The organism is Amycolatopsis sp. Hca4, assembly GCF_013364075.1.
GTDB lineage: Bacteria > Actinomycetota > Actinomycetes > Mycobacteriales > Pseudonocardiaceae > Amycolatopsis.
Genome location: NZ_CP054925.1, coordinates 3,358,681 through 3,378,811, shown reverse-complemented (window position 1 = coordinate 3,378,811; position 20,131 = coordinate 3,358,681). Strand labels below are relative to the sequence as shown.

Annotated in this window: 24 protein-coding genes and 1 riboswitch; of the genes, 11 read left to right on the top strand and 13 right to left on the bottom strand. The window is 71.1% G+C overall.

The window, feature by feature from the left end; all coding sequences use genetic code 11:
* Positions 1-13: 13 nt before the first annotated feature.
* A riboswitch (SAM riboswitch) is annotated at positions 14-147 on the bottom strand.
* 145 nt (positions 148-292) lie between these two features.
* Positions 293-1,273 (top strand): DNA polymerase III subunit delta, encoded by a 981-nt coding sequence (gene holA / locus HUT10_RS14935; RefSeq protein ID WP_176171765.1) that lies wholly within the window; start codon positions 293-295, stop codon positions 1,271-1,273.
* Positions 1,274-1,558: 285 nt separating this feature from the next.
* On the opposite strand, the gene rpsT is transcribed toward holA, so the two are convergent.
* A complete protein-coding gene (gene rpsT, locus HUT10_RS14930; RefSeq protein ID WP_091316168.1) occupies positions 1,559-1,819 on the bottom strand; it encodes a 30S ribosomal protein S20 in 261 nt (86 codons plus the stop codon).
* Positions 1,820-2,167: 348 nt separating this feature from the next.
* Between rpsT and HUT10_RS14925 the strand changes: the two genes are divergently transcribed.
* Together HUT10_RS14925 and HUT10_RS14920 are read left to right on the top strand one after the other, a co-directional pair.
* Positions 2,168-3,031: a DMT family transporter gene (locus tag HUT10_RS14925; protein ID WP_176171764.1), complete on the top strand. Its 864-nt coding sequence runs from the start codon at positions 2,168-2,170 to the stop codon at positions 3,029-3,031.
* A gap of 23 nt (positions 3,032-3,054) precedes the next feature.
* On the top strand, positions 3,055-3,429 hold the full coding sequence (locus HUT10_RS14920; RefSeq protein WP_176171763.1) for a VOC family protein: 375 nt from the start codon (positions 3,055-3,057) through the stop codon (positions 3,427-3,429).
* Here HUT10_RS14920 and HUT10_RS14915 read toward each other — a convergent pair.
* Entirely contained in the window at positions 3,426-4,046 is a 621-nt protein-coding gene (locus tag HUT10_RS14915; protein ID WP_176171762.1) for a class I SAM-dependent methyltransferase, read from the bottom strand. The genes HUT10_RS14920 and HUT10_RS14915 overlap by 4 nt on opposite strands.
* Before the next feature lie 115 nt (positions 4,047-4,161).
* On the opposite strand from HUT10_RS14915, the gene lepA reads away from it, so the two are divergent.
* Entirely contained in the window at positions 4,162-6,000 is a 1,839-nt protein-coding gene (lepA, locus tag HUT10_RS14910) for a translation elongation factor 4 (protein ID WP_176171761.1), read from the top strand.
* Positions 6,001-6,132: 132 nt separating this feature from the next.
* The gene (locus tag HUT10_RS14905) at positions 6,133-6,702 is read left to right on the top strand and encodes a Uma2 family endonuclease (protein ID WP_176177833.1); all 570 of its coding nucleotides are present in this window, start codon (positions 6,133-6,135) and stop codon (positions 6,700-6,702) included.
* Between the two features lie 6 nt (positions 6,703-6,708).
* Here the strand turns inward: HUT10_RS14905 and HUT10_RS14900 are convergent, their stop codons facing one another.
* The 5 genes from HUT10_RS14900 to HUT10_RS14880 are packed head-to-tail and all read right to left on the bottom strand — an operon-like array spanning position 6,709 to position 11,203.
* Positions 6,709-7,287, bottom strand: a complete 579-nt coding sequence (locus HUT10_RS14900) for a hypothetical protein (RefSeq protein WP_176171760.1) — start codon at positions 7,285-7,287, stop codon at positions 6,709-6,711.
* Positions 7,288-7,313: 26 nt separating this feature from the next.
* Positions 7,314-7,760, bottom strand: a complete 447-nt coding sequence (locus HUT10_RS14895; protein ID WP_176171759.1) for a pyridoxamine 5'-phosphate oxidase family protein — start codon at positions 7,758-7,760, stop codon at positions 7,314-7,316.
* A gap of 41 nt (positions 7,761-7,801) precedes the next feature.
* The gene (locus tag HUT10_RS14890; RefSeq protein ID WP_254896877.1) at positions 7,802-8,221 is read right to left on the bottom strand and encodes an HIT family protein; all 420 of its coding nucleotides are present in this window, start codon (positions 8,219-8,221) and stop codon (positions 7,802-7,804) included.
* A complete protein-coding gene (locus tag HUT10_RS14885) occupies positions 8,218-9,384 on the bottom strand; it encodes a pentapeptide repeat-containing protein (RefSeq protein WP_176171758.1) in 1,167 nt (388 codons plus the stop codon). Before HUT10_RS14885 ends, HUT10_RS14890 begins: the two co-directional genes overlap by 4 nt.
* Positions 9,385-9,439: 55 nt before the next feature.
* Positions 9,440-11,203 carry a family 20 glycosylhydrolase gene (locus HUT10_RS14880; protein ID WP_217709609.1) on the bottom strand — a complete coding sequence of 588 codons (1,764 nt, stop codon included), beginning with the start codon at positions 11,201-11,203 and terminating at the stop codon, positions 9,440-9,442.
* Between the two features lie 109 nt (positions 11,204-11,312).
* On the opposite strand from HUT10_RS14880, the gene HUT10_RS14875 reads away from it, so the two are divergent.
* Genes HUT10_RS14875 through HUT10_RS14865 form a run of 3 tightly spaced genes read left to right on the top strand, consistent with a single transcriptional unit; the run spans position 11,313 to position 13,297 of the window.
* Positions 11,313-11,822 carry a MarR family winged helix-turn-helix transcriptional regulator gene (locus tag HUT10_RS14875; protein WP_176171757.1) on the top strand — a complete coding sequence of 170 codons (510 nt, stop codon included), beginning with the start codon at positions 11,313-11,315 and terminating at the stop codon, positions 11,820-11,822.
* A gap of 51 nt (positions 11,823-11,873) precedes the next feature.
* Positions 11,874-12,230 (top strand): nuclear transport factor 2 family protein, encoded by a 357-nt coding sequence (locus HUT10_RS14870; RefSeq protein ID WP_176171756.1) that lies wholly within the window; start codon positions 11,874-11,876, stop codon positions 12,228-12,230.
* 17 nt (positions 12,231-12,247) lie between these two features.
* Positions 12,248-13,297 carry a nitronate monooxygenase family protein gene (locus HUT10_RS14865; RefSeq protein WP_176171755.1) on the top strand — a complete coding sequence of 350 codons (1,050 nt, stop codon included), beginning with the start codon at positions 12,248-12,250 and terminating at the stop codon, positions 13,295-13,297.
* Here HUT10_RS14865 and HUT10_RS14860 read toward each other — a convergent pair.
* From HUT10_RS14860 to HUT10_RS14850, 3 genes are all read right to left on the bottom strand, one after another.
* Positions 13,294-14,736, bottom strand: coding sequence for an amino acid permease (locus HUT10_RS14860; RefSeq protein WP_176171754.1), 1,443 nt, complete (start codon positions 14,734-14,736; stop codon positions 13,294-13,296). The two genes, HUT10_RS14865 and HUT10_RS14860, sit on opposite strands and share 4 nt — an antisense overlap.
* Before the next feature lie 89 nt (positions 14,737-14,825).
* Complete coding sequence (locus HUT10_RS14855) at positions 14,826-15,869, bottom strand: alpha/beta fold hydrolase (protein WP_176171753.1); 1,044 nt, start codon at positions 15,867-15,869, stop codon at positions 14,826-14,828.
* A 136-nt stretch (positions 15,870-16,005) separates the two neighbouring features.
* Positions 16,006-16,971 carry a zinc-binding dehydrogenase gene (locus HUT10_RS14850; RefSeq protein ID WP_176171752.1) on the bottom strand — a complete coding sequence of 322 codons (966 nt, stop codon included), beginning with the start codon at positions 16,969-16,971 and terminating at the stop codon, positions 16,006-16,008.
* Between the two features lie 59 nt (positions 16,972-17,030).
* Here HUT10_RS14850 and HUT10_RS14845 point away from each other — a divergent pair, with 59 nt between their 5' ends.
* From HUT10_RS14845 to HUT10_RS14835, 3 genes are read left to right on the top strand one after another with little or no spacing between them, the layout of a single operon-like run.
* A complete protein-coding gene (locus HUT10_RS14845) occupies positions 17,031-17,234 on the top strand; it encodes a hypothetical protein (RefSeq protein WP_176171751.1) in 204 nt (67 codons plus the stop codon).
* An 11-nt stretch (positions 17,235-17,245) separates the two neighbouring features.
* Positions 17,246-17,731: a ribonuclease domain-containing protein gene (locus HUT10_RS14840; protein WP_176171750.1), complete on the top strand. Its 486-nt coding sequence runs from the start codon at positions 17,246-17,248 to the stop codon at positions 17,729-17,731.
* The gene (locus tag HUT10_RS14835) at positions 17,728-18,087 is read left to right on the top strand and encodes a barstar family protein (RefSeq protein WP_176171749.1); all 360 of its coding nucleotides are present in this window, start codon (positions 17,728-17,730) and stop codon (positions 18,085-18,087) included. The genes HUT10_RS14840 and HUT10_RS14835 overlap by 4 nt, the downstream gene beginning before the upstream one ends.
* A gap of 17 nt (positions 18,088-18,104) precedes the next feature.
* Here the strand turns inward: HUT10_RS14835 and HUT10_RS14830 are convergent, their stop codons facing one another.
* From HUT10_RS14830 to HUT10_RS14820, 3 genes are read right to left on the bottom strand one after another with little or no spacing between them, the layout of a single operon-like run.
* Entirely contained in the window at positions 18,105-18,872 is a 768-nt protein-coding gene (locus HUT10_RS14830; protein ID WP_176171748.1) for an enoyl-CoA hydratase family protein, read from the bottom strand.
* 38 nt (positions 18,873-18,910) lie between these two features.
* Positions 18,911-19,414 carry a DUF3291 domain-containing protein gene (locus tag HUT10_RS14825; RefSeq protein WP_176171747.1) on the bottom strand — a complete coding sequence of 168 codons (504 nt, stop codon included), beginning with the start codon at positions 19,412-19,414 and terminating at the stop codon, positions 18,911-18,913.
* 43 nt (positions 19,415-19,457) lie between these two features.
* Positions 19,458-20,087: a cyclase gene (locus tag HUT10_RS14820; RefSeq protein WP_176171746.1), complete on the bottom strand. Its 630-nt coding sequence runs from the start codon at positions 20,085-20,087 to the stop codon at positions 19,458-19,460.
* Positions 20,088-20,131: the final 44 nt, after the last annotated feature.

Here is a 20,131-nt window from a genome sequence, read left to right as displayed (position 1 = left end):
CGCGAGGTTCCTTTCCTCATCTGCCCCGCCGAAGCGGGCCGGAATTGGCACCGTGGTCGTCAGCTATCCCGCGATCGCGGGATGACAGGCTGTACGCCGGTTGCCGGGGCTTCGTCGGGCCGTTCCCTCTGCCCCTCTGGATGAGCGGTATTCGGTTGTCGGTACCGCGCGCCGGAGATCCGGGGCGGGCTGCCTCGGCTACACCGTACGACATCGCGCTCGGCCCGTGCCACGGTGGCGGCCCGACATCACCGGAGCGGGCGCACGAGAGCGCAAGTGAGAGGATTCCGGGGTGACCGCGCAAGCCACCGCCCCGGCCCCGCTGCACCTGGTGCTGGGAGAGGAAGAACTGCTGATCGAGCGGGCCGTCCGCGAGACGCTCGCCGCCGCCCGCGCGACGGACGCGACCGCGGAGCTGACCCGGGTCCGGGTGTCCGATCTCACAGCGCCTGAGCTGGCCGAACTGGTCAGCCCGTCGCTGTTCAGCGAGGGCCGGGTGATCGTTCTCGAGTCGGCGCAGGACATCTCGCAGGAGCTGTCCGACGCCGTCGCGGCCTACCTGAAGGACCCGGCGGACGGGGTCGTGCTCGTCGTCGTGCACACCGGCGGCGGCCGCAGCAAGGCGGGCAAGTCACTCCCCGCGACGCTCAAGAAGGCCGGCGCCGAGATCACCGAGTGCCCGAAGCTGACCAAGCCGGCCGAACGGGAGCAGTTCGTGCGCCACGAGGTCCGCCGGGTGGGCGGCAAGATCGACCCGGCCGGCGTCGCCGCGTTGCTCGACGCCGTGGGCTCCGACCTGCGGGAACTCTCGTCGGCGGCGACGCAGCTGGTGGCGGACACGGGCGGTGCTGTCGACGCCGATGCGGTCCGCCGCTACCACCGAGGCCGCGCGGACGTGACGGGGTTCGCGGTCGCGGAGAAGGCGGTCGGTGGCGACCGCGCGGCGGCGCTGGAGTCGCTGCGGTGGGCGATGCAGCTGGGTGTCCCGCACGTCCTGGTGGCCGACGCACTGGCCGACGCGGTCCGCACGATCGCCCGGGTCTCCGGCGCGGGCCGGGGCAACCCGAACCAGCTGGCGGGCGAGCTGGGGATGCCGCCGTGGAAGATCCGCAAGGCCCAGGGCCAGTCCCGCGGCTGGAACCCGGACGGCCTGGCCACGGCGATGCGCGTGGTCGCCCGGCTGAACGCCGAGGTCAAGGGCGTGGCGGCCGACCCGGGCTACGCGCTGGAACGAGCGGTCCTCGAGGTGGCGGCAGCCAAGGGCGACCGCTGATCGCTGCCCACCGGCACGAGCTACTCGCGGCCGCTGGCAGGCCGCGCCGCCGCAGGCGGTCGCTCTGGGCTATTCGCAGGGGCCTCACCGGCGCGAGCGGCTCGGTGGTCGCCAAGCTCGCGGCCGCTGTCTGCATCGCTCCGGGGTAGTTGCCGGCGCCGACCGCAGCCAGCCGTGGCGCCGGGTCCGCGCCGGGCTGGGCACCCGCGGCCGTGCCGCCTAAAGCGCTCCAAGACACGAAGAAGGCCCCGGCCGAAGCCGGGGCCTTCTCAGAAATCAACCAGCTCAGAGCGCGTTGACGCGCTTCGCGAGCGCCGACTTCTTGTTGGCGGCCTGGTTGGCGTGGATGACGCCCTTCGAGACGGCCTTGTCCAGCTTCTGGGCGGCGTCGCGCTGCAGCTCGGCGGCCTTGGCCTTGTCGCCGGCCTCCGCAGCTTCGCGGACCTTGCGGATCGCGGTCTTCACCGAGGACCGGATCGCCTGGTTGCGCTGACGCGCCTTCTCGTTCGTCGTGATGCGCTTGATCTGCGACTTGATGTTGGCCATAGGGCAACTCCTGTTTCACTCGGTGAGATCGCCGCCGCGCTGAAGTGGCCCCGCGAAAACGCGGGTTTCCTCCATGACGGAATGCCGCACGGGCAGCGAGCCGTCACTCTACCAACCCGGCCACGCGCGGCCGGAGCCGGGAGTACCGTGGGTGTCGGCAGTGCCTAGGGTTCCGTCGCCGGTCCGCGCAGCCAGAGCATTCGGTGCAGCCTGCACCACACAACCAGGGCCGGCGGGGCTGGTCCGAGCGGCACCATCGGCGGGCCCGGACGGCCGGTCGTTCATCTGACGGGGCAAAAGCCTGGAGGACCCGGTTTTCGCGCGCGCGAAAACCCACGAAAGGGTCCCGTGAACGCCACCGCGCTTTCCCTCGTCCTCGTCGCCGCCGTCGTGCACGCCGTGTGGAACCTCGCCGCCAAGCGGGTCACCTCGGGCGGCACCCAGTTCGTCTGGCTCTACTACACCGCCAGTGCCGTCCTGCTGCTGCCGGTCACCATCGTGCTGGTCGCGGTCGAAAACCAGCGTCCACAGTGGAGCTGGCTGCTCGCCGCCGTCGTCACCTCTCTGCTGCACATCGCCTACGGGACCGTCCTCCAGCGCGGGTACCGCGTCGGGGACCTCTCCGTCGTCTACCCCGTCGCGCGCGGTACCGGGCCGCTGCTGTCCGTGCTGGCCGCCGTCCTGGTGCTCGGCGAACGGCCCGGCCCTCTCGGGCTGCTCGGCGCCTTCCTCGTCGTCGCCGGGGTGCTGGTGATCAGCACCGGCCGCAAGGCCGGCGACCCCGGGGCTGTCAAGGCCGGCGTCCTCTACGGCCTGCTGACCGGGGCCGTCATCGCCGGGTACACGCTCTGGGACGCGCACTCGGTGACCGGCCTCGGTGTGCCGCCGGTCGTCTACTTCGGCCTCGGCTCGATCCTGCAGAGCGTGCTGCTCGTGCCCGGCGCACTGGCCGACCGCGCCCAGGTGCGGCGGCTCTGGCGCGAACAGCGCCGCGAAGTCCTCCTCGTCGCGGTCCTGTCGCCGATCGCCTACATCTTCGTGCTGTTCGCCCTCACCATGGCGCCGGTCAGCCTGGTCGCGCCCGCCAGGGAGCTGAGCATCGTGCTCGGCGGCCTCGCCGCGTGGCTGGTCCTCGGCGAGCGGGACGCCGTGCGGCGGCTGGCCGGCTCGGTGATCGTGCTGTCCGGCATCGCCGCGATTGCGGCCGCCTGAACCCGTCGGGTAGGGATGGTCGGATGGAGATCCTGAAGAGCCGGCTGCTGATCCGCCCGCGGGACGCCGCCGCGTCGACGGCCTTCTACCGCGACACCCTGGGCCTGGCCGTGGAGCGGGAGTTCCCGGGCGGCACCGTGTTCTTCCTCGGCCACGGCTCCCTGGAGGTCTCCGGCGCCGGCGAGACGGGCGCGTCGCCCGATCTGGTGCTCTGGCTGCAGGTGCGCGACCTCGCCGGAACCCTGGGCGAGCTGAAGGCGCGGGGCCTGGAACCGGTGCGGGACGCCCGGCGCGAGCCCTGGGGCCTCGACGAGGCCTGGATCGCCGATCCGGACGGCACGCGCATCGTGCTGGTCGAGGTACCCGAGGGCCACCCGATCCGCACCGACACCCGCTAGGCGGGCTTGACCGCCCGCAGCTGCGCGGCGAGCGCGGCGAACCCCGGCGGCTCCCAGGTCCAGGTCTGCAGGTCGGCGAAGCCCGCGGCGGCGGCTTCGTCGGCCAGCACGTGCCTGCTCACCGGCAGCCACTTCTCGTGCGCGGACAGCATCAGCCGCCCGCCGGGGCGCAGCACCCGGAACAGCTCGGCGAACCCGGCCGCGCGGTCGTCCCACAGCATGACGTTGTTCACGCTCAGCACGACGTCGACGGACGCGTCGGGCTCGCCGGTGTGCGCCGCCGACCCTTCGCGCAGCTCGGCCCGGTCGCCGCAGCGCTCCTGGCACAACGTGAGCATCTCGAGGGAGGGGTCGACGCCGACGGCGCGGCCGGCCAGCCGGGCGGCGGCCTCCAGACCGACGCCGGGGCCGGGGCCGACGACCAGGACGGTCTCGTCCGGCTCGATCTTCGCGAGGTCGACGACGCGGTGTTCGGTGGCGGCGTTGCCGCGGGCCATGACCCAGCCGCCGAGGCGGCCGAGTGCGCCGGAGGGGTGACCGAACGTCCGGTCGAGGACGCGGGCGAACCCGCTGGTCTCCGGCTGGGGAGGGGGTGCCGGCTGGTGCGGAGTGCTCATACTTCGAGGGCACCACGGATCGCGGAACCCCGCATCGGGGATGACCCCCACCCGCACCCGGAGGGCCATGGGAACATAGACGTGGCCATCCCCGACTTTCCGAGGACTCATTCGAGTGACGACGTTCGCCGACACCACCTTCACGCCGCCGGAGCTGATCCGGAACTTCTGCATCATCGCGCACATCGACCACGGCAAGTCGACCCTGGCCGACCGCATGCTGCAGCTCACCGGCGTGGTCGAAGAGCGCGCCATGCGGGCCCAGTACCTCGACCGGATGGACATCGAGCGCGAGCGCGGCATCACGATCAAGGCGCAGAACGTCCGGCTGCCCTGGCAGGTCGACGGGCAGGACCACGTCCTGCACATGATCGACACGCCCGGCCACGTGGACTTCACCTACGAGGTCTCCCGCGCCCTCGAGGCGTGCGAAGGCGCGATCCTGCTGGTCGACGCCGCGCAGGGGATCGAGGCCCAGACGCTGGCCAACCTGTACCTCGCGCTGGAGAACAACCTCCAGATCATCCCGGTGCTGAACAAGATCGACCTGCCCTCGGCCGACCCCGACAAGTACGCGGGTGAGCTGGCCCACATCATCGGCTGCGAGCCGGAGGACGTGCTGCGGGTCTCGGCCAAGACCGGCATGGGCGTCGCCGAGCTGCTCGACGAGGTCGTCAAGCAGGTCCCGGCGCCGCAGGGCGACGCCGACGCGCCGGCCCGCGCGATGATCTTCGACTCGGTCTACGACACCTACCGCGGCGTCGTCACCTACATCCGGGTCGTCGACGGCAAGATCACCCCGCGCGAAAAGATCAAGATGATGTCGACCGGCGCCACGCACGAGCTGCTGGAGGTCGGGATCATCTCGCCGGAGCCCAAGCCGAGCAAGGGTCTGGGCGTCGGCGAGGTCGGCTACCTGATCACCGGCGTGAAGGACGTCCGGCAGTCGAAGGTCGGCGACACCGTGACGTCGGAGCGCCACGGCGCCAAGGAGGCGCTGGCGGGCTACCGCGAGCCGAAGCCGATGGTCTACTCCGGCCTGTACCCGGTGGACGGTTCGGACTACCCCGAGCTGCGCGAGGCGCTGGACAAGCTCCAGCTGAACGACGCCGCGCTGGACTACGAGCCGGAGACGTCGGTGGCGCTGGGCTTCGGCTTCCGCTGCGGCTTCCTCGGCCTGCTGCACCTGGAGATCACGCGCGACCGGCTCGAGCGCGAGTTCGGCCTCGACCTGATCTCGACGGCGCCCAACGTCATCTACCGCGTGGTGCTGGAGGACCGCAGCGAGGTGGTCGTGACCAACCCGTCGGACTGGCCGACCGGGCTGAAGATCGCCGAGGTCCACGAGCCGGTGTCGAAGGTGAGCATCCTCGCGCCGTCGGAGTTCGTCGGCACGATCATGGAGCTGTGCCAGACCAAGCGCGGCACCCTGCTCGGCATGGACTATCTGTCCGAGGACCGCGTCGAGCTGCGCTACAACATCCCGCTCGCCGAAATCATCTTCGACTTCTTCGACACGCTGAAGTCGCGTACGCGCGGTTATGCGTCTCTCGATTACGAAGAGGCGGGCGACCAGATTTCCGACCTGGTCAAGGTGGACATCCTGCTGCAGGGTGAAACCGTGGACGCGTTTTCGGCGATCGTCCACAAGGACGCGGCCTACGGCTACGGCAACCGGATGGCGACGCGCCTGCGCGAGCTGATCCCGCGCCAGCAGTTCGAGGTCCCGATCCAGGCGGCGGTCGGTTCGCGGATCATCGCCCGCGAAACGATTCGCGCCATCCGCAAGGACGTGCTGGCCAAATGCTACGGCGGTGACATCTCGCGGAAGCGGAAGCTGCTGGAGAAGCAGAAGGAAGGCAAGAAGCGGATGAAGACCGTCGGCCGGGTCGAGGTTCCGCAGGAAGCCTTCGTCGCTGCACTGTCCACTGAGGACTCCGGCAAGAAGAAGTAACTGTTCCGTTGATGTGACAGTGGCACCCATATTCACGCCTCCGCGTGAATATGGGTGCCGAACTCGCGTTCGATGCGGTTTCTGTCGGTGGTCTCTGGTTTGCTCTGGTGCGAAGAGCGAAAGGAGAGCACCATGACGGTCATGGCTGACATCGAGCATCCCGCCGATTCGGGCCCTCTGACGGTGCAGGACCTCGAGGGGATGCCGGACGATGGCCGACGTTACGAACTCATCGACGGGGTGCTCCTCGTGAGCCCCGCGCCCGGTCGAAGACACCAGAAGATCGCTTACCGGCTCTACGGTGTGCTCGAAGCATCGTGCCCGCCTGAGTTCGAGGTGGTCGGCGCGCCGTTCGCGGTGCACTCGGGTGACAAGGTCGAGCTCCAGCCGGACGTCCTGGTCGGCTTGGACGAGGACTTCACGGACAAGGACCTCCCGGCAGCACCGGTGCTGGCGGTCGAGGTGCTGTCGCCGAGCACGGCGATCCACGATCTCAACACCAAGAAGGCGGTCTACGAACGACTCGGGACCCACAGCTACTGGGTGATCGACCCGGATGAGCCCGCGCTGACGGTGTTCGAGCTGGACGAGGAGGGGCACTACTGCCAGGTGGCCAAGGCGGCGGGCGACGAGGTCTTCGAGGCAGAGCGGCCCTTCCCGGTGCGGATCGTGCCACGGGAGCTGCTGGGCCGCCTTGGCTGAGCTGCGTCAGTCCTGCAGGAAGCGGGTGCCGCGGAACTGGGCGTCGAGCTGCCGGTTGCGCAGTTCCTTCCGGAGCCGGTCGAGCATCGCGTCGAACAGGGCCGGGGGCAGGATCGCCGTCTGCTCGAACTGCCGCCGCCCGGGTGGCGCCGGCTGGAGCTTGCCGCGCGGTGCGTAGCGCTGCACCGAGCTCTCGACGCCGCCGCCGGTGACCAGGTCGACCCAGAGGGCGTCGCGCAGGTAGCCGTCGCCGAAGCGGGCCGACCGGCGCACGGTCACCTCGGCGATCTCCGGCCAGGGGACCAGGCGCGTGCTGAGCGTGCCCGCGGGCAGGCGGATGCCCTCGTCGCCGATGGTGAGGTCACGCAGGCCCTCGAAGCCGCGCTTGAGGTCGCGTGCGCGGGAGACGCGGAAGGCCACGACAGCGACGAGCACGGTCGCCGCGTAGGCGCCGCCGATCAGCCACGGCGAGAGACCGCGCACCAGCCCGGTGGCGAGTGCCGCGCCGAACCCGGCGTCGGCGACGACGAGCAAGCCGACGAGGACCTTGACCGGTCTGGTGACGCGAGGCGGTGACTCGGACAACGGGACGACTCCTGGGGCCGGAGGGGTCAGGGATTGCCGATTATCCGGTCTGCCCGGATGAACACCGCGACCCGCCGCTCTTCGGCCATGACGCGGTCGTACTCGGCCCAGTCGTCGTGGGTCCCGGTGGCGGCGATGAAGACGTCCCGCAGCAGCTGCGGCAGCCCGGCGGGGTCGAACGCGGGGTCGGGGTCGTCCGGCCCGATGAGGTGGGTGGCCCCGGTGACGGAGAGCCAGTTCCAGCCCCGCCGGAAGGTGAGGGTGGCGTGCCCGGCCCGCCGGAGCAGCGCCAGCTTGTGCGCCTTCCCGACGGCGACGTACGCGACACCGGGAGTCCCGGTCACCGGATCGTCGAAGACGCCGGCGTTGACGACGGAGGCGTGCACGGTGCCGTCCGCGCGGGTGGTGGCCACCGTGGCCAGGCCGTGTTCCTGCAGCGACAGCGTGCGAACCTGCTCCAGATCAGCGCTCATGACCCCAACCTAGCCCGCGCGCCGGGCACGACGCTCCGACTTCACCCCGCGAAGTAAGCCGACAACCGTCCGCACAGGGCGGTGACATCGCCCCGAGGAGCCCCTGGCCAGCCGACCTCCATCCACCCCACCTCGGCGGGAGTGCCGCGGTGGCGCACGAAGAGGTGCTGGTGGAAATGCGCGACCGACCGCCCGGCCACGGCCGAGTGCACGGACTCGGGATCGAGCTCGGCCCGCAACGCCCGGGCGGCCACCCAGGCGGCCCGCGCCACGCCCAGCGCTTCGGTTTCGGTGAGCCCGTCGAGGTGCGCAACATGCCGGCGGGTCTCGACGAAGAGGTACCCGGGGAAGTCGCCGGGCCGGTGGCTGACGATGACCAGGTCGTCGACCCACACCACGGGCCCCGCCAACGGTCCGGTGCCGCGGTGCTTGGCGCAGATCACGCACTCGCCGCCGGTCACGTCTGCTCCGTCCGAGTCGGCCGGGCGCCGGACGGCCAGACGTGATCGGCAGCGTCGTCCGCTACCCGGGCGTGCTCGAGGACGACGTCCCGCTCGAAGGTCGCGGCGGCGAAGGAAACCCTGCCGCCGAACACGGCGCCGTCCGGATGGGGGACGCCGTCGATCATGCGCGCGCCGCCGAACAACGCTTCGTCGGAAAACACAGCGTCGTCGAACATCGCGTTGCTGCGGAAGGTCGTCCCCCGGAACAGCGCCCGGCCGTGGAACCGGGCCCGGACGAAGTTGGCGGACGTGTCGAACGTGCTGCCGCCGAAGATGGCGTAGCCGGTGAATTCGACGTCCTCGAAGCGGGTCCAGCCGGCGAACCGCGCTCGGCCGAACCGGACGTTGCCGACCCGGCACCCCCGGAAGTCGAAGTGGCACAGAACGGCACCCGTCAGGTTGAGGGCAATCCCTGGCCAGAATTCCGGCCGCGTCACCCCGGGAGCGTTGCCGGGGTAGAGATGGTCGGCGAGGATGCGCTGAGCCGTTTTGCGCACCTCGAGTTCCAGTTCGCCTGCGTCACTGCCGGGCTTCGGCCCGGTGGGCAGCGCGTACGGCAGGCGGAGGTAGGCGCAGAGGAGGTTGACGATCGTCTGCCGCTGGTCCGGCGTGTTCTGGGCCAGCCGTTCCAGCGCGTAGAGCCCGGCCAGCCGGATCGGCGTCTTGTCGGACCCCAGCTGGTCCGCCGCCTTGGTGTAGAGCTCGGTGATGCGCCGTTCCGCCGCGTCGACCCGTGCGTCCTCGGCCAGCCGCCGCTGGTGCGCGGCGTTGTCCGAGGCCACCTGCTCGACGTGCTTCTGGGCGTGGTCCCGCTGGGCGAGCTCCTGCTCCTTCCGGCGCAGTTCGAGCTCGCCCAAGCGCTGGCGCCGCGCGGCCAGCACCAGCGCGACGGCGCCGCCCGCGCCGAGCACCACGTTCCCGGTCGCGCGGAAGACTTCCAGCTGCGCCTGGTCGGCCGGCGTCCCGGCGCCGAACAGCGCCAGCAGCAGCCAGAGCGTCCCGGCCGCCACCAGGACGACGACCAGCCCGGCGAGCACGATGGCCCGGGTGGTGAGCACCCGGCCCAGCCGCTCGTCGCGAAGACCGGCCTGGCTGTCGGATCGTGCGGGCGGTTCGCTCACGCGTCGACTGTGCCACGCCCGGGGCGGGGCCGGGAACCAGTCCCGGCCCCGTACCTCAGCAGGCGCCGTTGTCGGTCCAGACGCCCCACTGGCCCGTCGTTCCCGGCTCCTCGCCCTGTGTCCACCACTTCGCCGTCCACTTGTGGCCGTTGTGGGAGACCACGTTCCCGCCCGTGTAGACCTGCGTCGCGCTCCAGGCCGGGTCCGTGCACGTGCCCGGGTTCGTCGTTCCGCCCGTGTCCCACGCGACCTGGGACGACCGGTAGAAGTTGATCCCCTGGGCCACCCAGCGGGGTGCCTGGGCGCCGAGCCGGGTGCGGAAGGCCGTCCAGTCGTGCGTCGACCACGGGGACCAGCCCAGCTCCGCGTACGCACCCAAGCGCGGGAACGCCAGGTAGTCGATGTCCGACGGTGTCACCACCGTCTCCGTCCACAATGGTGACTCGACGCCGCGGACCGCGGACTCGCCCACGCCCGACAGGTACGCGCCCGGGTTCCAGTTGTACGCGTCCTGGACCTCGATGTACCCCGCCCACGACAGGCCGATCGGCGTCGAGCTGTTGTACTTCATGTCCAGGTACGCCTTGTTCGCCGGCGACAGGATCACCTTGCTGCCGCGGGAAACCGCCGCCGAGACCCCGGCGTCCGATGTGGACGTTCCCCAGAACTGCGGGCTGGCCGAGGCAGGCAGGGACGCCTTGGCGATGTCGTGCCAGCCCACCACCGATTTGCCCGTGGCCGCCACCAGCGGGAGCACCTTGCCGACGAACGTCAGGTAGTCGGCCGAAGAGGTGGAGGATGCTTCGTCGCCGCCGATGTGGAGGTACGGACCCGGGGTCAGGGCCGCCAGTTCGCGCAGGACGTCCGCGACGAACGTGTACGTGATGTCCTTGGAGATGCACAGCGAGCTGTAACCGACCGCCGTGTCGGTGCGCAACGCCGGCGCGACGCCGTTGCAGTTCAGCTCCGCGTACGAGGCCAGGGCCGCGTTCACGTGCCCCGGCATGTCGATCTCCGGGATGATCGTGATGTGGCGTGAAGCCGCGTAGTTCACGATGTCGGTGTACTGCGCCTTCGTGTAGTAGCCACCCGCGCCGCCGCCGACCTGGGTGCTGCCGCCGTAGGTCGTCAGGCGGGGCCAGCTGTCGATCTGGATGCGCCAGCCCTGGTCGTCCGCCAGGTGCAGGTGCAGGTGGTTGATCTTGTACTGGGCCAGCTGGTCGATGTACCGCTTGACCGTCGACACCGGGTGGAAGTGCCGGGCGACGTCGAGCATCGCGCCGCGGTAGGCGAACCGCGGGTAGTCCACGATCGTCGCGCCGGGGATGCTCCACGGCCCCGGCTGGGCCGAAGCGCTCTCGACGCGGCCGGGCAGCAGTTGCCGCAACGTCTGGACGCCCGCGAACAGCCCGTCGGCGGTCGTGGCCCGCACGGTGACCGAGGACGCCGTCGACACCAGCTGGTAGCCCTGCGCGCCGACCGACGCGGGTGCGCCGCTGAGCAGCAGCGCGATGCTGCCGGAAGGCACGGACGCGGGCGCGTCGGACACCGGCAGCGCGAAGCCGGTCGACGGCCGCAGCACGCCCGCCAGGTAGTCGCCGACCTGACGCGCGGGTGCCGAACCGGCTTCGGTGACGATCGAAGTGGTCGCGACCAGCGGGAACGTGACGCCGGCCGCCGGGGTCACCGAGACCGGCACCGGCACGATCGACTGCAGCGCCGGCGTGGCCGCCGCGGCCGGCGTGAGCTGGGTACTGGCGCCGATCAGGGCCAGCACGGCGAGTGCGCGGCCGAGCCGCCGCGCCAACGAATGCTTCACCGGGGGACCTCCAGGCAGAAGGGGGTGCGACCTCGCCGTCGCACCTGCCCGGATCGTCGCACTTCCTGCGCCGATGGTCTAGACCAGTCTGGGTGGTTAAGCTCGCCGCGTGACAGGGGACTTCGCGCCGGGGTCGCCGTTCGCGCTGCTCTCGGGCGCCGAGACGGCCGCCTGGTACGCCTACATGAAGGTGCACCTCCGGCTGGAGTACGAGCTGAACCGGCAGCTGCGCGCCGACAGCGGGATCTCGCTCGCCGACTACCACGTGCTGGTCGCGCTGACGAGTGCGCCCGGCGGCCGGATGCGGGTCACCGACCTCGCGGTCCGCATCGGCTGGGAGCGCAGCCGGCTGTCGCACCACCTGAAGCGGATGCGGGCGCGCGGGCTGGTCGAGACCGGGACCGCCGCCGACGACCGCCGCGTGACCGAGGTCGAGCTGTCGGGAACGGGCTGGGAGACGCTGCGGCAGGCGGCGCCGGACCACGTCGGCTTCGTCCGGCAGGCGTTCCTGGATGCCCTCGGCCCGGAGGAGAAGGCACAGCTGACGACGCTGCTGGACCGCGTCTACGACAAGCTCGTCGAGCACGGCAGCCTGCCCCGGCCGGACGACCACCCCTGACAGTTACGTGACATGTCACGTAATATGGGTGCCGACCCGAGGAGGACGTGCATGGCGACGGTGGCCGAGCTCATGGAAGCCAACCTGCTGAAGGTGTTCAACGAGCGCGACGACGAACGGCGGGCGAAGGCGATCGCCGAGACGTACGCGGCCGACGTCGAGTTCGCCGACCCGGAAGGCGTCACGACCGGTCACGAGGAGCTGAACGCCAAGGCGAAGGGCCTGCTGGAGCAGTCCCCGGGCTTCGTGTTCGCGCCCGACGGCCCGGTGCTGGTCAACCACGACCTGGGCCACCTCGCGTGGCGGCTCGGCCCGGAAGGGCAACCGCCGGTCGTGCGGGGGATCGATGTCGCGCTGGTCGAGAACGGGCTGATCACGAAGCTCTACACGATGCTGCTGCCCGCCTGAGGACTACGCTCGGTGGCATGTTCGACGAGCTGACGTTCCCGGTCGTCGCCGCGCCGATGGCGGGCGGGCCCACCACCCCGGAGCTGGTCGCCGCGGTGACCGAGGCCGGCGGCTACGGCTTCCTCTCCGCCGGCATGCTCACCCCCGCCGCGCTGGCCGCGCAGATCGACCGCACGCGGGAGCTGACCGACGGCGAGTTCGGCGTCAACCTCTTCGTCCCGCAGCCGGACACCGGCGCCGACATCGGCGCGCACCGCGAGCGGCTCGAGGAGTTCGCCCGGGAGTACGACGTCGAACTCGGAGAACCTAAGTGGGACGACGACCACTACCCGGCGAAGCTGGACGTCGTGCTCGAGAAGCGCATTCGCGTGGTGTCGTTCACCTTCGGCCCGCCCACGCCGTCGGACGTGCTGCGCCTGAAGGAAGCCGGGAGCGAGGTCGTCGTCACCGTGACGACTCCGGAGGCCGCGCACCGGGCCGCCGACCTCGGCGCCGACGCGCTCGTCGTCCAGGGCTTCGAGGCCGGCGGGCACCGGAGCCTGTTCACCGACGACCCGCGCTTGCCCGGTGGCGGCGCCGAATACGGCGTGCTCGCGCTGCTGCGGCTCGTCGCCGCCCGGGTCGACCTGCCGCTGATCGCCGCCGGCGGGCTGGTGCACGGCGCGGACGTCGCCGCCGTGCTCGCCGCCGGGGCGACCGCGGCCCAGCTGGGCACGGTCTTCCTGCGCGCGGACGAAGCCGGGACGTCGGAGGCGCACCGCAAGGCTCTCGCCGTCGCCGAGCGCGAGACGGCCTTCACCCGCGCCTTCAGCGGCCGCCCGGCGCGCGGGCTGGTCAACAAGTTCATGGACGTGCTGTCCGAGGGCGCCCCGGCCGCGTACCCGCAGCTCAACCACCTGGCGGGCCCGGTGCGCAAGGCCGCGGCGAAGGCGGGCGACCCCGAGGCGATCTCGCTGTGGGCGGGCCAGACGTACCCGCTCGCCTACGACGCTTCGGCCGCGGTGATCCTCGAGCGGCTGAAGGTCGAGGCGCGCGAAGCCGCCGCGCGCCTCGACCGGATCCGCTAGGCGTCCGTGCGGTTCAGCGCCGAGTGCCGCCGGCTGTACAGGAAGTAGATGACCAGGCCGATCACGAACCAGACGGCGAACCGCAGCCAGGTCGCCGGCTGCAGGAACGTGATCAGCCAGATCGAGAACACCACGCCGATCGCGGGCACCACCGGCATGCCGGGCGTCCGGAACGTCCGCGGCAGGTCCGGCTGCTTGTAGCGCAGCACGATCACCGCGACGCAGACGACGACGAACGCCAGCAGGATGCCGATGTTCGTCAGCTCCGCCGCCTCGCCGATCGGCAGCACCCCGGCGATGACCGCCGACGCGCCACCGAGGATCCAGGTCATCCGGCTCGGCACCTGGCGCTTCTCGTTGGTCTTGCCGAACCACGCCGGGAGCAGGCCGTCGCGGCTCATCGAGTAGCCGACGCGGGTCGCGCCCATCAGGAACGTGAACAGCACGGTCAGGATGCCGACGATCGCGCCGATCGCGATGACCGTGGCCAGCCCGTCGAGGCCGACCGACTTGAACGCCGTCGAGAAGCCGCTCTTCGGGTCGATCTCGGTGTACTTCTGCATGCCGGTCAGCACCAGGCAGGCCAGCACGTACAGCACCATCGAGATGGCCAGCGAGTACAGGATCGCCTTCGGCATGTGCCGCTGCGCGTCCTTGGACTCCTCCGCGGCGGTGCTCATGGCGTCGTAGCCGAAGACGGCGAAGAACACCGTCGCGGCTCCGGTCACCGCGCCGCCGAAGCCCGCGGGCGCGAACGGCGTGTAGTTGCCGGTCTTGACGTAGAAGAAGCCGACCAGGATGACCACCAGCACGATCAGGACCTTGATCCCGACCATCGCCGTCTCGAACCGGGCGGCGCTGCGGATGCCGCGGTTGAGCAGGAACGCGATCAGCAGGCACAGCAGCGCGGCGAACAGGTCGACCTTGTGGCCGGGGCCGGTGCCGGGCGCGCCGAGCATCCACGCGGGCAGGTCGAGGCCGATCTGGCCGAGCAGGAAGTTGAAGTAGCCGGAGATGCCGATCGCCACCACCGACACGATCGCGGTGTACTCCAGCAGCAGGTCCCAGCCGATGAACCAGCCGACGACCTCGCCGAGCACCGCGTAGCCGTAGGTGTAGGCCGAGCCGGCTTTCGGGATCAGGCCGGCGAACTCGGCGTAGGAGAACGCCGCCGCGGCGCTGGCCACGCCGGCGATGAGGAACGAGATCAGCACGGCCGGGCCGACCCCCGGGATGCCCGCCGCGTCGTCGCCGTGCGCGACGCTGCCGGCGAGGGCGAAGATCCCGGCGCCGATGATGCCGCCGATGCCGATGGCGGTCAGCTGCCACAGCCCCAGGGTGCGTTGCAGGCCGCCGCTTTCCGTCGTGTCCTGGATCTGGTCGATCGGCTTGCGCCGGAAGATGCCGGAGCTCGAGCCCAAGCCTCCTGGAGCGGACATCATCGTCTCCCGAACGGTCGGTGGAAGGCCCGGATCACGGGCCTTCGCGGAACCTACCGCCATCCGCGCGTGAAGACAGCGTGAGCCGCTCAGCCCGCCGCGGTGTCCTCGCTCACGGCCTTCGGGGCCGTCGCCGCGGCCCGCTTGGCCTGGCTGGTCCGGACCGCGCTCGCCGCGAAGTAGGTGAGCAGTTCCGCGATCTCCACCGGGTCGTCCAGCTGCGGGCAGTGGCCCCAGTCCTCGCGGACCAGCAGCCTGCTGTGCGGCACCAGCGTGTGCAGCTGGCGCCCGGACGCCGCGGTGACGAGCTTGTCCTTGCCGCACGCGACGACCAGCAGCGGCACCTCGACCGAGTCGAGCCGGTAGGCGTCGGCGAGCTCCGCGACGAGCTGCCGGGCCTGCTCGAGGCGGCTTTTGGTCGCGCGGTAGTCCGGGAAGAGGGCGGTGAACCGCTGCACCTGCACGGCGTCGGCGACGCTCGAGTCGGCGTACAGCAGCCGCGGGACGAGCTGCTCGGCGACCTTGCGCACCAGGAACCCCGGCACCGGGACGGGCAGCGACGAGTACAGCCGCAGCGGCAGCGGGTAGCGCGCGACCGTGCGGATCAGCCACGAGTCGACGAAGCCCGGCGCGGCGATCGAGACGACGCCGGAGATCGGCAGGCGGCTGTTCTGCGCCGCGCGCAGGCTCATGGTGCCGCCGAGGGAGTTGCCGGCCAGCACGACCGAGCCGAGCACGGCCTGCTCGCGGACGACGGCGGTGGTGAACGCGTCGAGCTGGGGCAGCATCGGGCCCGGCCGCAGCGGCTGGGCGTCACCGAAACCCGGGAGGTCGACCGCGACCGCCGGGATGCCGGCGGCCGCGAGCTGCTCCAACGCGGGGCGCCAGGTGTCGGCGCTGTCGCAGTAGCCGTGCAGGAGCACCAGCCGCGGGGCGCTGGGCCGGACGTGCGGTGCGGCCGCCCGGCGGCGCAGGGAACGACGGGGAGCCTCCGGCTCGGGGGCGAGGTCGCCGACCTCGAGCACGCGGGTGCGGACGCCGGCGTAGCGCCGGAAGGAGACTCGGATCGGGTCCGGGTCGCTGCTGGGCCGGCCGTCCGGTCCAGCCGGAGTGGGCCGCTTCGTCGCGGTCATACCCCAAGATTACCTTGCAACCATTGGGTTTCGGTCGAAAATAGGGGCTAACAACCAGATCTCGAACTGAGTACGTCGAAGAATCACCGAATGCCGAGCCGGGCGGACACGCCGATCCGCCCAGCTCAGCGGCGGTCTAGCGGGCGAAGACGATCTTGCCGGCGGTGTCCCCGTCCAGCATCGCCTGGAAGCCCTTGGGTGCTTCGGAAAATGAAAGTTCCGCGCCGATCTGCGGCCGGACGCCGGTCAGGTCGAGGTAGGCGAGCAGGTCGGCGAGCTCGTCACGGGTGCCCATGGTCGAGCCGGCGACCCGCAGCTGGAGGAAGAAGACGCGCTGCAGCTCCGCGTGCGCGTCCGGGCCGCTGGTCGACCCCGAGACCACGATGATCCCGCCCGGTTTGAGCGACTTCACCGAGTGTGACCAGGTGGCCTTGCCGACGGTCTCGAACACCGCGTCGACGCGCTCGGGCAGCCGCGCGCCGGACTCGAACGCCTGGTGCGCGCCGAGGCTCGTGGCGAGGGCCCGCTTCTCCTCGGTGCGGCCGGTCACCCAGACCCGGAACCCGGCCGCGCGGCCGAGCTGGACCAGCGCCGTCGAGACGCCGCCGGAGGCACCCTGCACCAGCATCGTCTGCCCCGGCCGCAGCCCGGACTTCACGAAGAGCATCCGGTAGGCGGTCAGCCAGGCCGTCCCCATGGTGGCGGCCTCGGCAAAGCTCAGTGCCGCGGGCTTCGGCACGACGTTGCGGGCCGGCACGACGACCTGGTCGGCGAAGGTGCCCTGGTGCTTCTCGGTGAGCAGGGTGCGCTTCGGGTCGAGGGTGTCGTCGCCCTGCCAGCCCGGCGCGTTGATCACCGAGTGGATGACGACCTCGGAGCCGTCGTCGAGGGTGCCGGCGCCGTCGCAGCCGAGGATCATCGGGAACTGGTCCGGCTTGATCCCGACGCCGCGCAGCGTCCAGAGGTCGTGCATGTTGAGGCTGGCCGCCTTGACGTGCACGCGGACCCAGCCGTCGGGCACTTCGGGTTCGGGGCGCTCGCCGACGACGAGCGAGTCCAGCGGGCTTTCGGCGTTGGGTTCCTGCGCGTACACGGCGAACATGCTTCGCAACGTACCGCCCCTGAGGCGCGGTGGCAGCAGGGCGCGCGTAGGCTCACACCGTGTTCAACGGGCTTGCCGACTGGTGGGACGGGGTCGAGCTGTGGCTCGCCCAGGCCTGGTTCCCGGTGCAGTTCGTGCTGGTCATGGTGGTTGTCGTGCCGTTGTGCCTGGCTGCCGCGTGGGTGCTCGACAAGGTCGTCGGCCTGTTCGCCCGCCGGCTGGCTCCGGGGCGTGACGACGAGTCCCCCGACGGGTCGGCATAGGCTCGCGAACCATGTTCAACCGAAGGCGGATCACCGCCGCGCTGATCGGGCTCCTCGTGCTGGTGCTGGGGGGCTGGCTGCTCAAGGACAACCTCGGCAGCAGCTCGACGTCGTCTTCGCCGAGCACCTCGGCGAGCACCTCGGCGAGCGCGCCCGCGAAGAGCAGCACGCCCGCCAAGGGCAGTGCCGCCGTGCCGGGCGCGGACTCCGGGCTGCCGGTGAAGGCGCTTTCCGCGCTCCCGCCGCAGGCCACGGACACGTGGAAGCTGATCGAGGCGGGCGGCCCGTACCCCTACCCGCGCAACGACGACGTCGTCTTCGAGAACCGCGAGAAGAGATTGCCCGGCAAGAAGTCCGGCTACTACCACGAGTACACGGTGAAGACGCCCGGGAGCCCCGACCGCGGTGCCCGGCGGCTGATCACCGGGCAGGCGCACGAGCTGTACTACACCGGCGACCACTACGCGTCGTTCGTCGTCGTGGACCCGGCCCGATGAGCGCCGGCGAGCTGGCGAAGGCCGCCGCGGAAGAGGCGTTCGCCCGGGGCGCGTACCCGCACCTGGTGAACTCGCGGCCGACCGTCGACAAGGCCAGCACACTCGAAGCGTTCGCCGAGGCACTGTCCTTTCCGGACTACTTCGGCCACAACCTCGACGCGCTCTACGACTGCCTGACCGACCTGTCGTGGCTGCCGCCGGGGGAGCACGTGCTGATCTGGCCGGGTTCGGACGCGCTGCGCAAGGCCGAGCCCAAGACTTACCTGGCCATCCGCAGCGTGCTCTCGGACGCCCAGCGAGCGCTCGGCCCCAGCGCCGGTTCGTGGCGGCTCACGGTGGTGCTGCCGGACGCCTGAGCGGCGTCCGGCCCGGCTCAGTCCTGCGGGACCCAGTTCGGCTTGCGCTTCTGGGCGAAGGCCAGGATGCCTTCCTGGCCTTCCTCGCCGGCGAAGAACTTCGCCGACAGGCCGAGCATCTCCTCGAAGCCGTCCGAAGGCGTGGCGGGACGGGGGCGGCTCAGCAGCGCCTTCGTCTCGGCCAGCGCCTTCGGGCCGCCCGCCGCGAGGGCCTTCACGAACCGGGTGACCTCGGCGTCGAGGTCGTCGGTCGCCGAGTTCAGCAGGCCGATCTCGACCGCGCGGCGCGCGTCGAAGGTGTCGCCGGTCAGGAACAGCTCGTGGGCCGCGCGCGGGTTCAGCCGCGGGAGCACGGTCAGGGAGATGATCGCCGGCACCACACCGATGCGGACTTCGGAGAAGGCGAACGTCGCGTCCGGCACGGCCACGGCGATGTCGCAGGCGGCCACCATGCCGATCCCGCCGGCCCGCGCGGGCCCGGCCAGGCGGGCGACCACCGGCTTCGGGCTGGTCCACAGCTGCTCGAGGATCCGGGGGAACTCGTTCACGCCCTGGTCGCCGGCGCCGGCGCCGCGGGCCTCCTTGAGGTCCATCCCGGCGCAGAAGACCGGACCGGTGTGGGTGAGCACGATCACGCGCACGGCGTCGTCGGCGACCGCCTTGGCGAGGGAGTCCGAGAGCTCGCGGCGGAGCTGCGCGGAGAGCGCGTTGCGGTTGTGCGGGGAGTCCAGGGTGATCGTGGCGGTGCCGCCCACCACGTCGTAGTGCACCAGTTCGTCAGCCATGGTCGACACCCTTGCACACTCGCCGCCGGTGGCCGGTGTTACGCGGGGCACAGCCAGCCGGGCTCACCCTCGCGAGCGTCGGCGGCCGGGGAGAAGTGCTGCTTGAGCGTGAACGCCTCGGGGGTCGGGCCGTGGACGCGGAGGTGCTTGATCTTCTCCTCGGCTTCCGCGGTCGTCGGCCGGTGCCCGGCGGGGACCCACCAGAGCACGGTCATCGCCTCGCGCACGTGGTGGAACCACTCGCGGCGGCGCCGGAGGATCGCCAGGTGCTCGCCGGAGAAGGCGAAGGCCGCCAGTGCTTCCACCGACGTCCAGACGGACATGTTGACCAGGATCCCGGACGTGCCGCGCACGTCCCACTCGAAGGCGCGGATCGACGTCGCGTCGCCGTCCTCGGTCTGCAGGCGCCACACGAAGCCGGGCGCGCGGTCGGCGATCGCGTTCACCGGCTCCAGCGCTTCGACGAACCCGCGGAAGGATTCGTCGTCGAGCGGTGCCTTCATCCGGCTGATGTTGACCTGAGCGAGTTCGAAGTTCCCCATGTGGATCACCCTACGGGCTTCCGCCCGCAGGGTGATCCGGCGTTCAGCCGATGGTCGTCGTGGTGAAGACCGGGCTGGGATTGGGGAAACAGGCCGTCGGGGCGGTGAGGTCGCCGATGATCGTGCCGGCCACCGCCTTGAACGTCAGGCCCGGGTCGCTGTAGCTGGTCCCGGCGAGCCTGGTCTGGATGGTGCCGGACTGGCCCGCGGTCAGGTGGGCGGTGACGGTGGGCAGTTCGAACGTGGCCCCGCCGGCGATCGGGCCGGGGAAGCTCAGCGTGGCGACGCCGTTCGCGACGGAGATGGTCGGCGGGGTCGAGCCGAGGCCGGAACCGCCCGCCAGGTCCGCGCCGACGTACGACGAGTTCGCCGGGATCGGGATCTTGAGCGCGAACGTGTTGATGTTCTTGACCTTGTTCCCGCTGACCGTGCTCGGAACGGTGTTCGGCGCGGGGTCGATGACGACGTCGAACGCGGCCCCGGGCGCGACGGTGGCGGGCGCGGTGACGGCGGCGTCCTGGTTCAGCGCCACCTTCTGCGGCCCGACGATGGGGGCGTTGGCCTGGCAGTCGAAGGTGACGGTGGTGGCCGCCGACGCCGGGGCGGCGAGGGCGATCGGGAGCACCGCGGCCGCGGTCAGCGCGGCGAGCCGGGAAAAGTGAAGAGCTTTCATCTGTGTCCACCTACCTGCGGTTTCACGAGGGGAGGAAGAAAGCT

What these genes read in the sequence shown, in the direction of transcription:
- rpsT (WP_091316168.1), bottom strand. Translation starts at nt 1,819, where the DNA reads ATGGCCAACATCAAGTCGCAGATCAAGCGCATCACGACGAACGAGAAG.
- HUT10_RS14920 (WP_176171763.1), top strand. Translation starts at nt 3,055, where the DNA reads ATGGAGATCCTGAAGAGCCGGCTGCTGATCCGCCCGCGGGACGCCGCC.
- HUT10_RS14915 (WP_176171762.1), bottom strand. Translation starts at nt 4,046, where the DNA reads ATGAGCACTCCGCACCAGCCGGCACCCCCTCCCCAGCCGGAGACCAGC.
- HUT10_RS14905 (WP_176177833.1), top strand. Translation starts at nt 6,133, where the DNA reads ATGACGGTCATGGCTGACATCGAGCATCCCGCCGATTCGGGCCCTCTG.
- HUT10_RS14895 (WP_176171759.1), bottom strand. Translation starts at nt 7,760, where the DNA reads ATGAGCGCTGATCTGGAGCAGGTTCGCACGCTGTCGCTGCAGGAACAC.
- HUT10_RS14870 (WP_176171756.1), top strand. Translation starts at nt 11,874, where the DNA reads ATGGCGACGGTGGCCGAGCTCATGGAAGCCAACCTGCTGAAGGTGTTC.
- HUT10_RS14865 (WP_176171755.1), top strand. Translation starts at nt 12,248, where the DNA reads ATGTTCGACGAGCTGACGTTCCCGGTCGTCGCCGCGCCGATGGCGGGC.
- HUT10_RS14860 (WP_176171754.1), bottom strand. Translation starts at nt 14,736, where the DNA reads ATGTCCGCTCCAGGAGGCTTGGGCTCGAGCTCCGGCATCTTCCGGCGC.
- HUT10_RS14855 (WP_176171753.1), bottom strand. Translation starts at nt 15,869, where the DNA reads ATGACCGCGACGAAGCGGCCCACTCCGGCTGGACCGGACGGCCGGCCC.
- HUT10_RS14850 (WP_176171752.1), bottom strand. Translation starts at nt 16,971, where the DNA reads ATGTTCGCCGTGTACGCGCAGGAACCCAACGCCGAAAGCCCGCTGGAC.
- HUT10_RS14840 (WP_176171750.1), top strand. Translation starts at nt 17,246, where the DNA reads ATGTTCAACCGAAGGCGGATCACCGCCGCGCTGATCGGGCTCCTCGTG.
- HUT10_RS14835 (WP_176171749.1), top strand. Translation starts at nt 17,728, where the DNA reads ATGAGCGCCGGCGAGCTGGCGAAGGCCGCCGCGGAAGAGGCGTTCGCC.
- HUT10_RS14830 (WP_176171748.1), bottom strand. Translation starts at nt 18,872, where the DNA reads ATGGCTGACGAACTGGTGCACTACGACGTGGTGGGCGGCACCGCCACG.
- HUT10_RS14825 (WP_176171747.1), bottom strand. Translation starts at nt 19,414, where the DNA reads ATGGGGAACTTCGAACTCGCTCAGGTCAACATCAGCCGGATGAAGGCA.
- HUT10_RS14820 (WP_176171746.1), bottom strand. Translation starts at nt 20,087, where the DNA reads ATGAAAGCTCTTCACTTTTCCCGGCTCGCCGCGCTGACCGCGGCCGCG.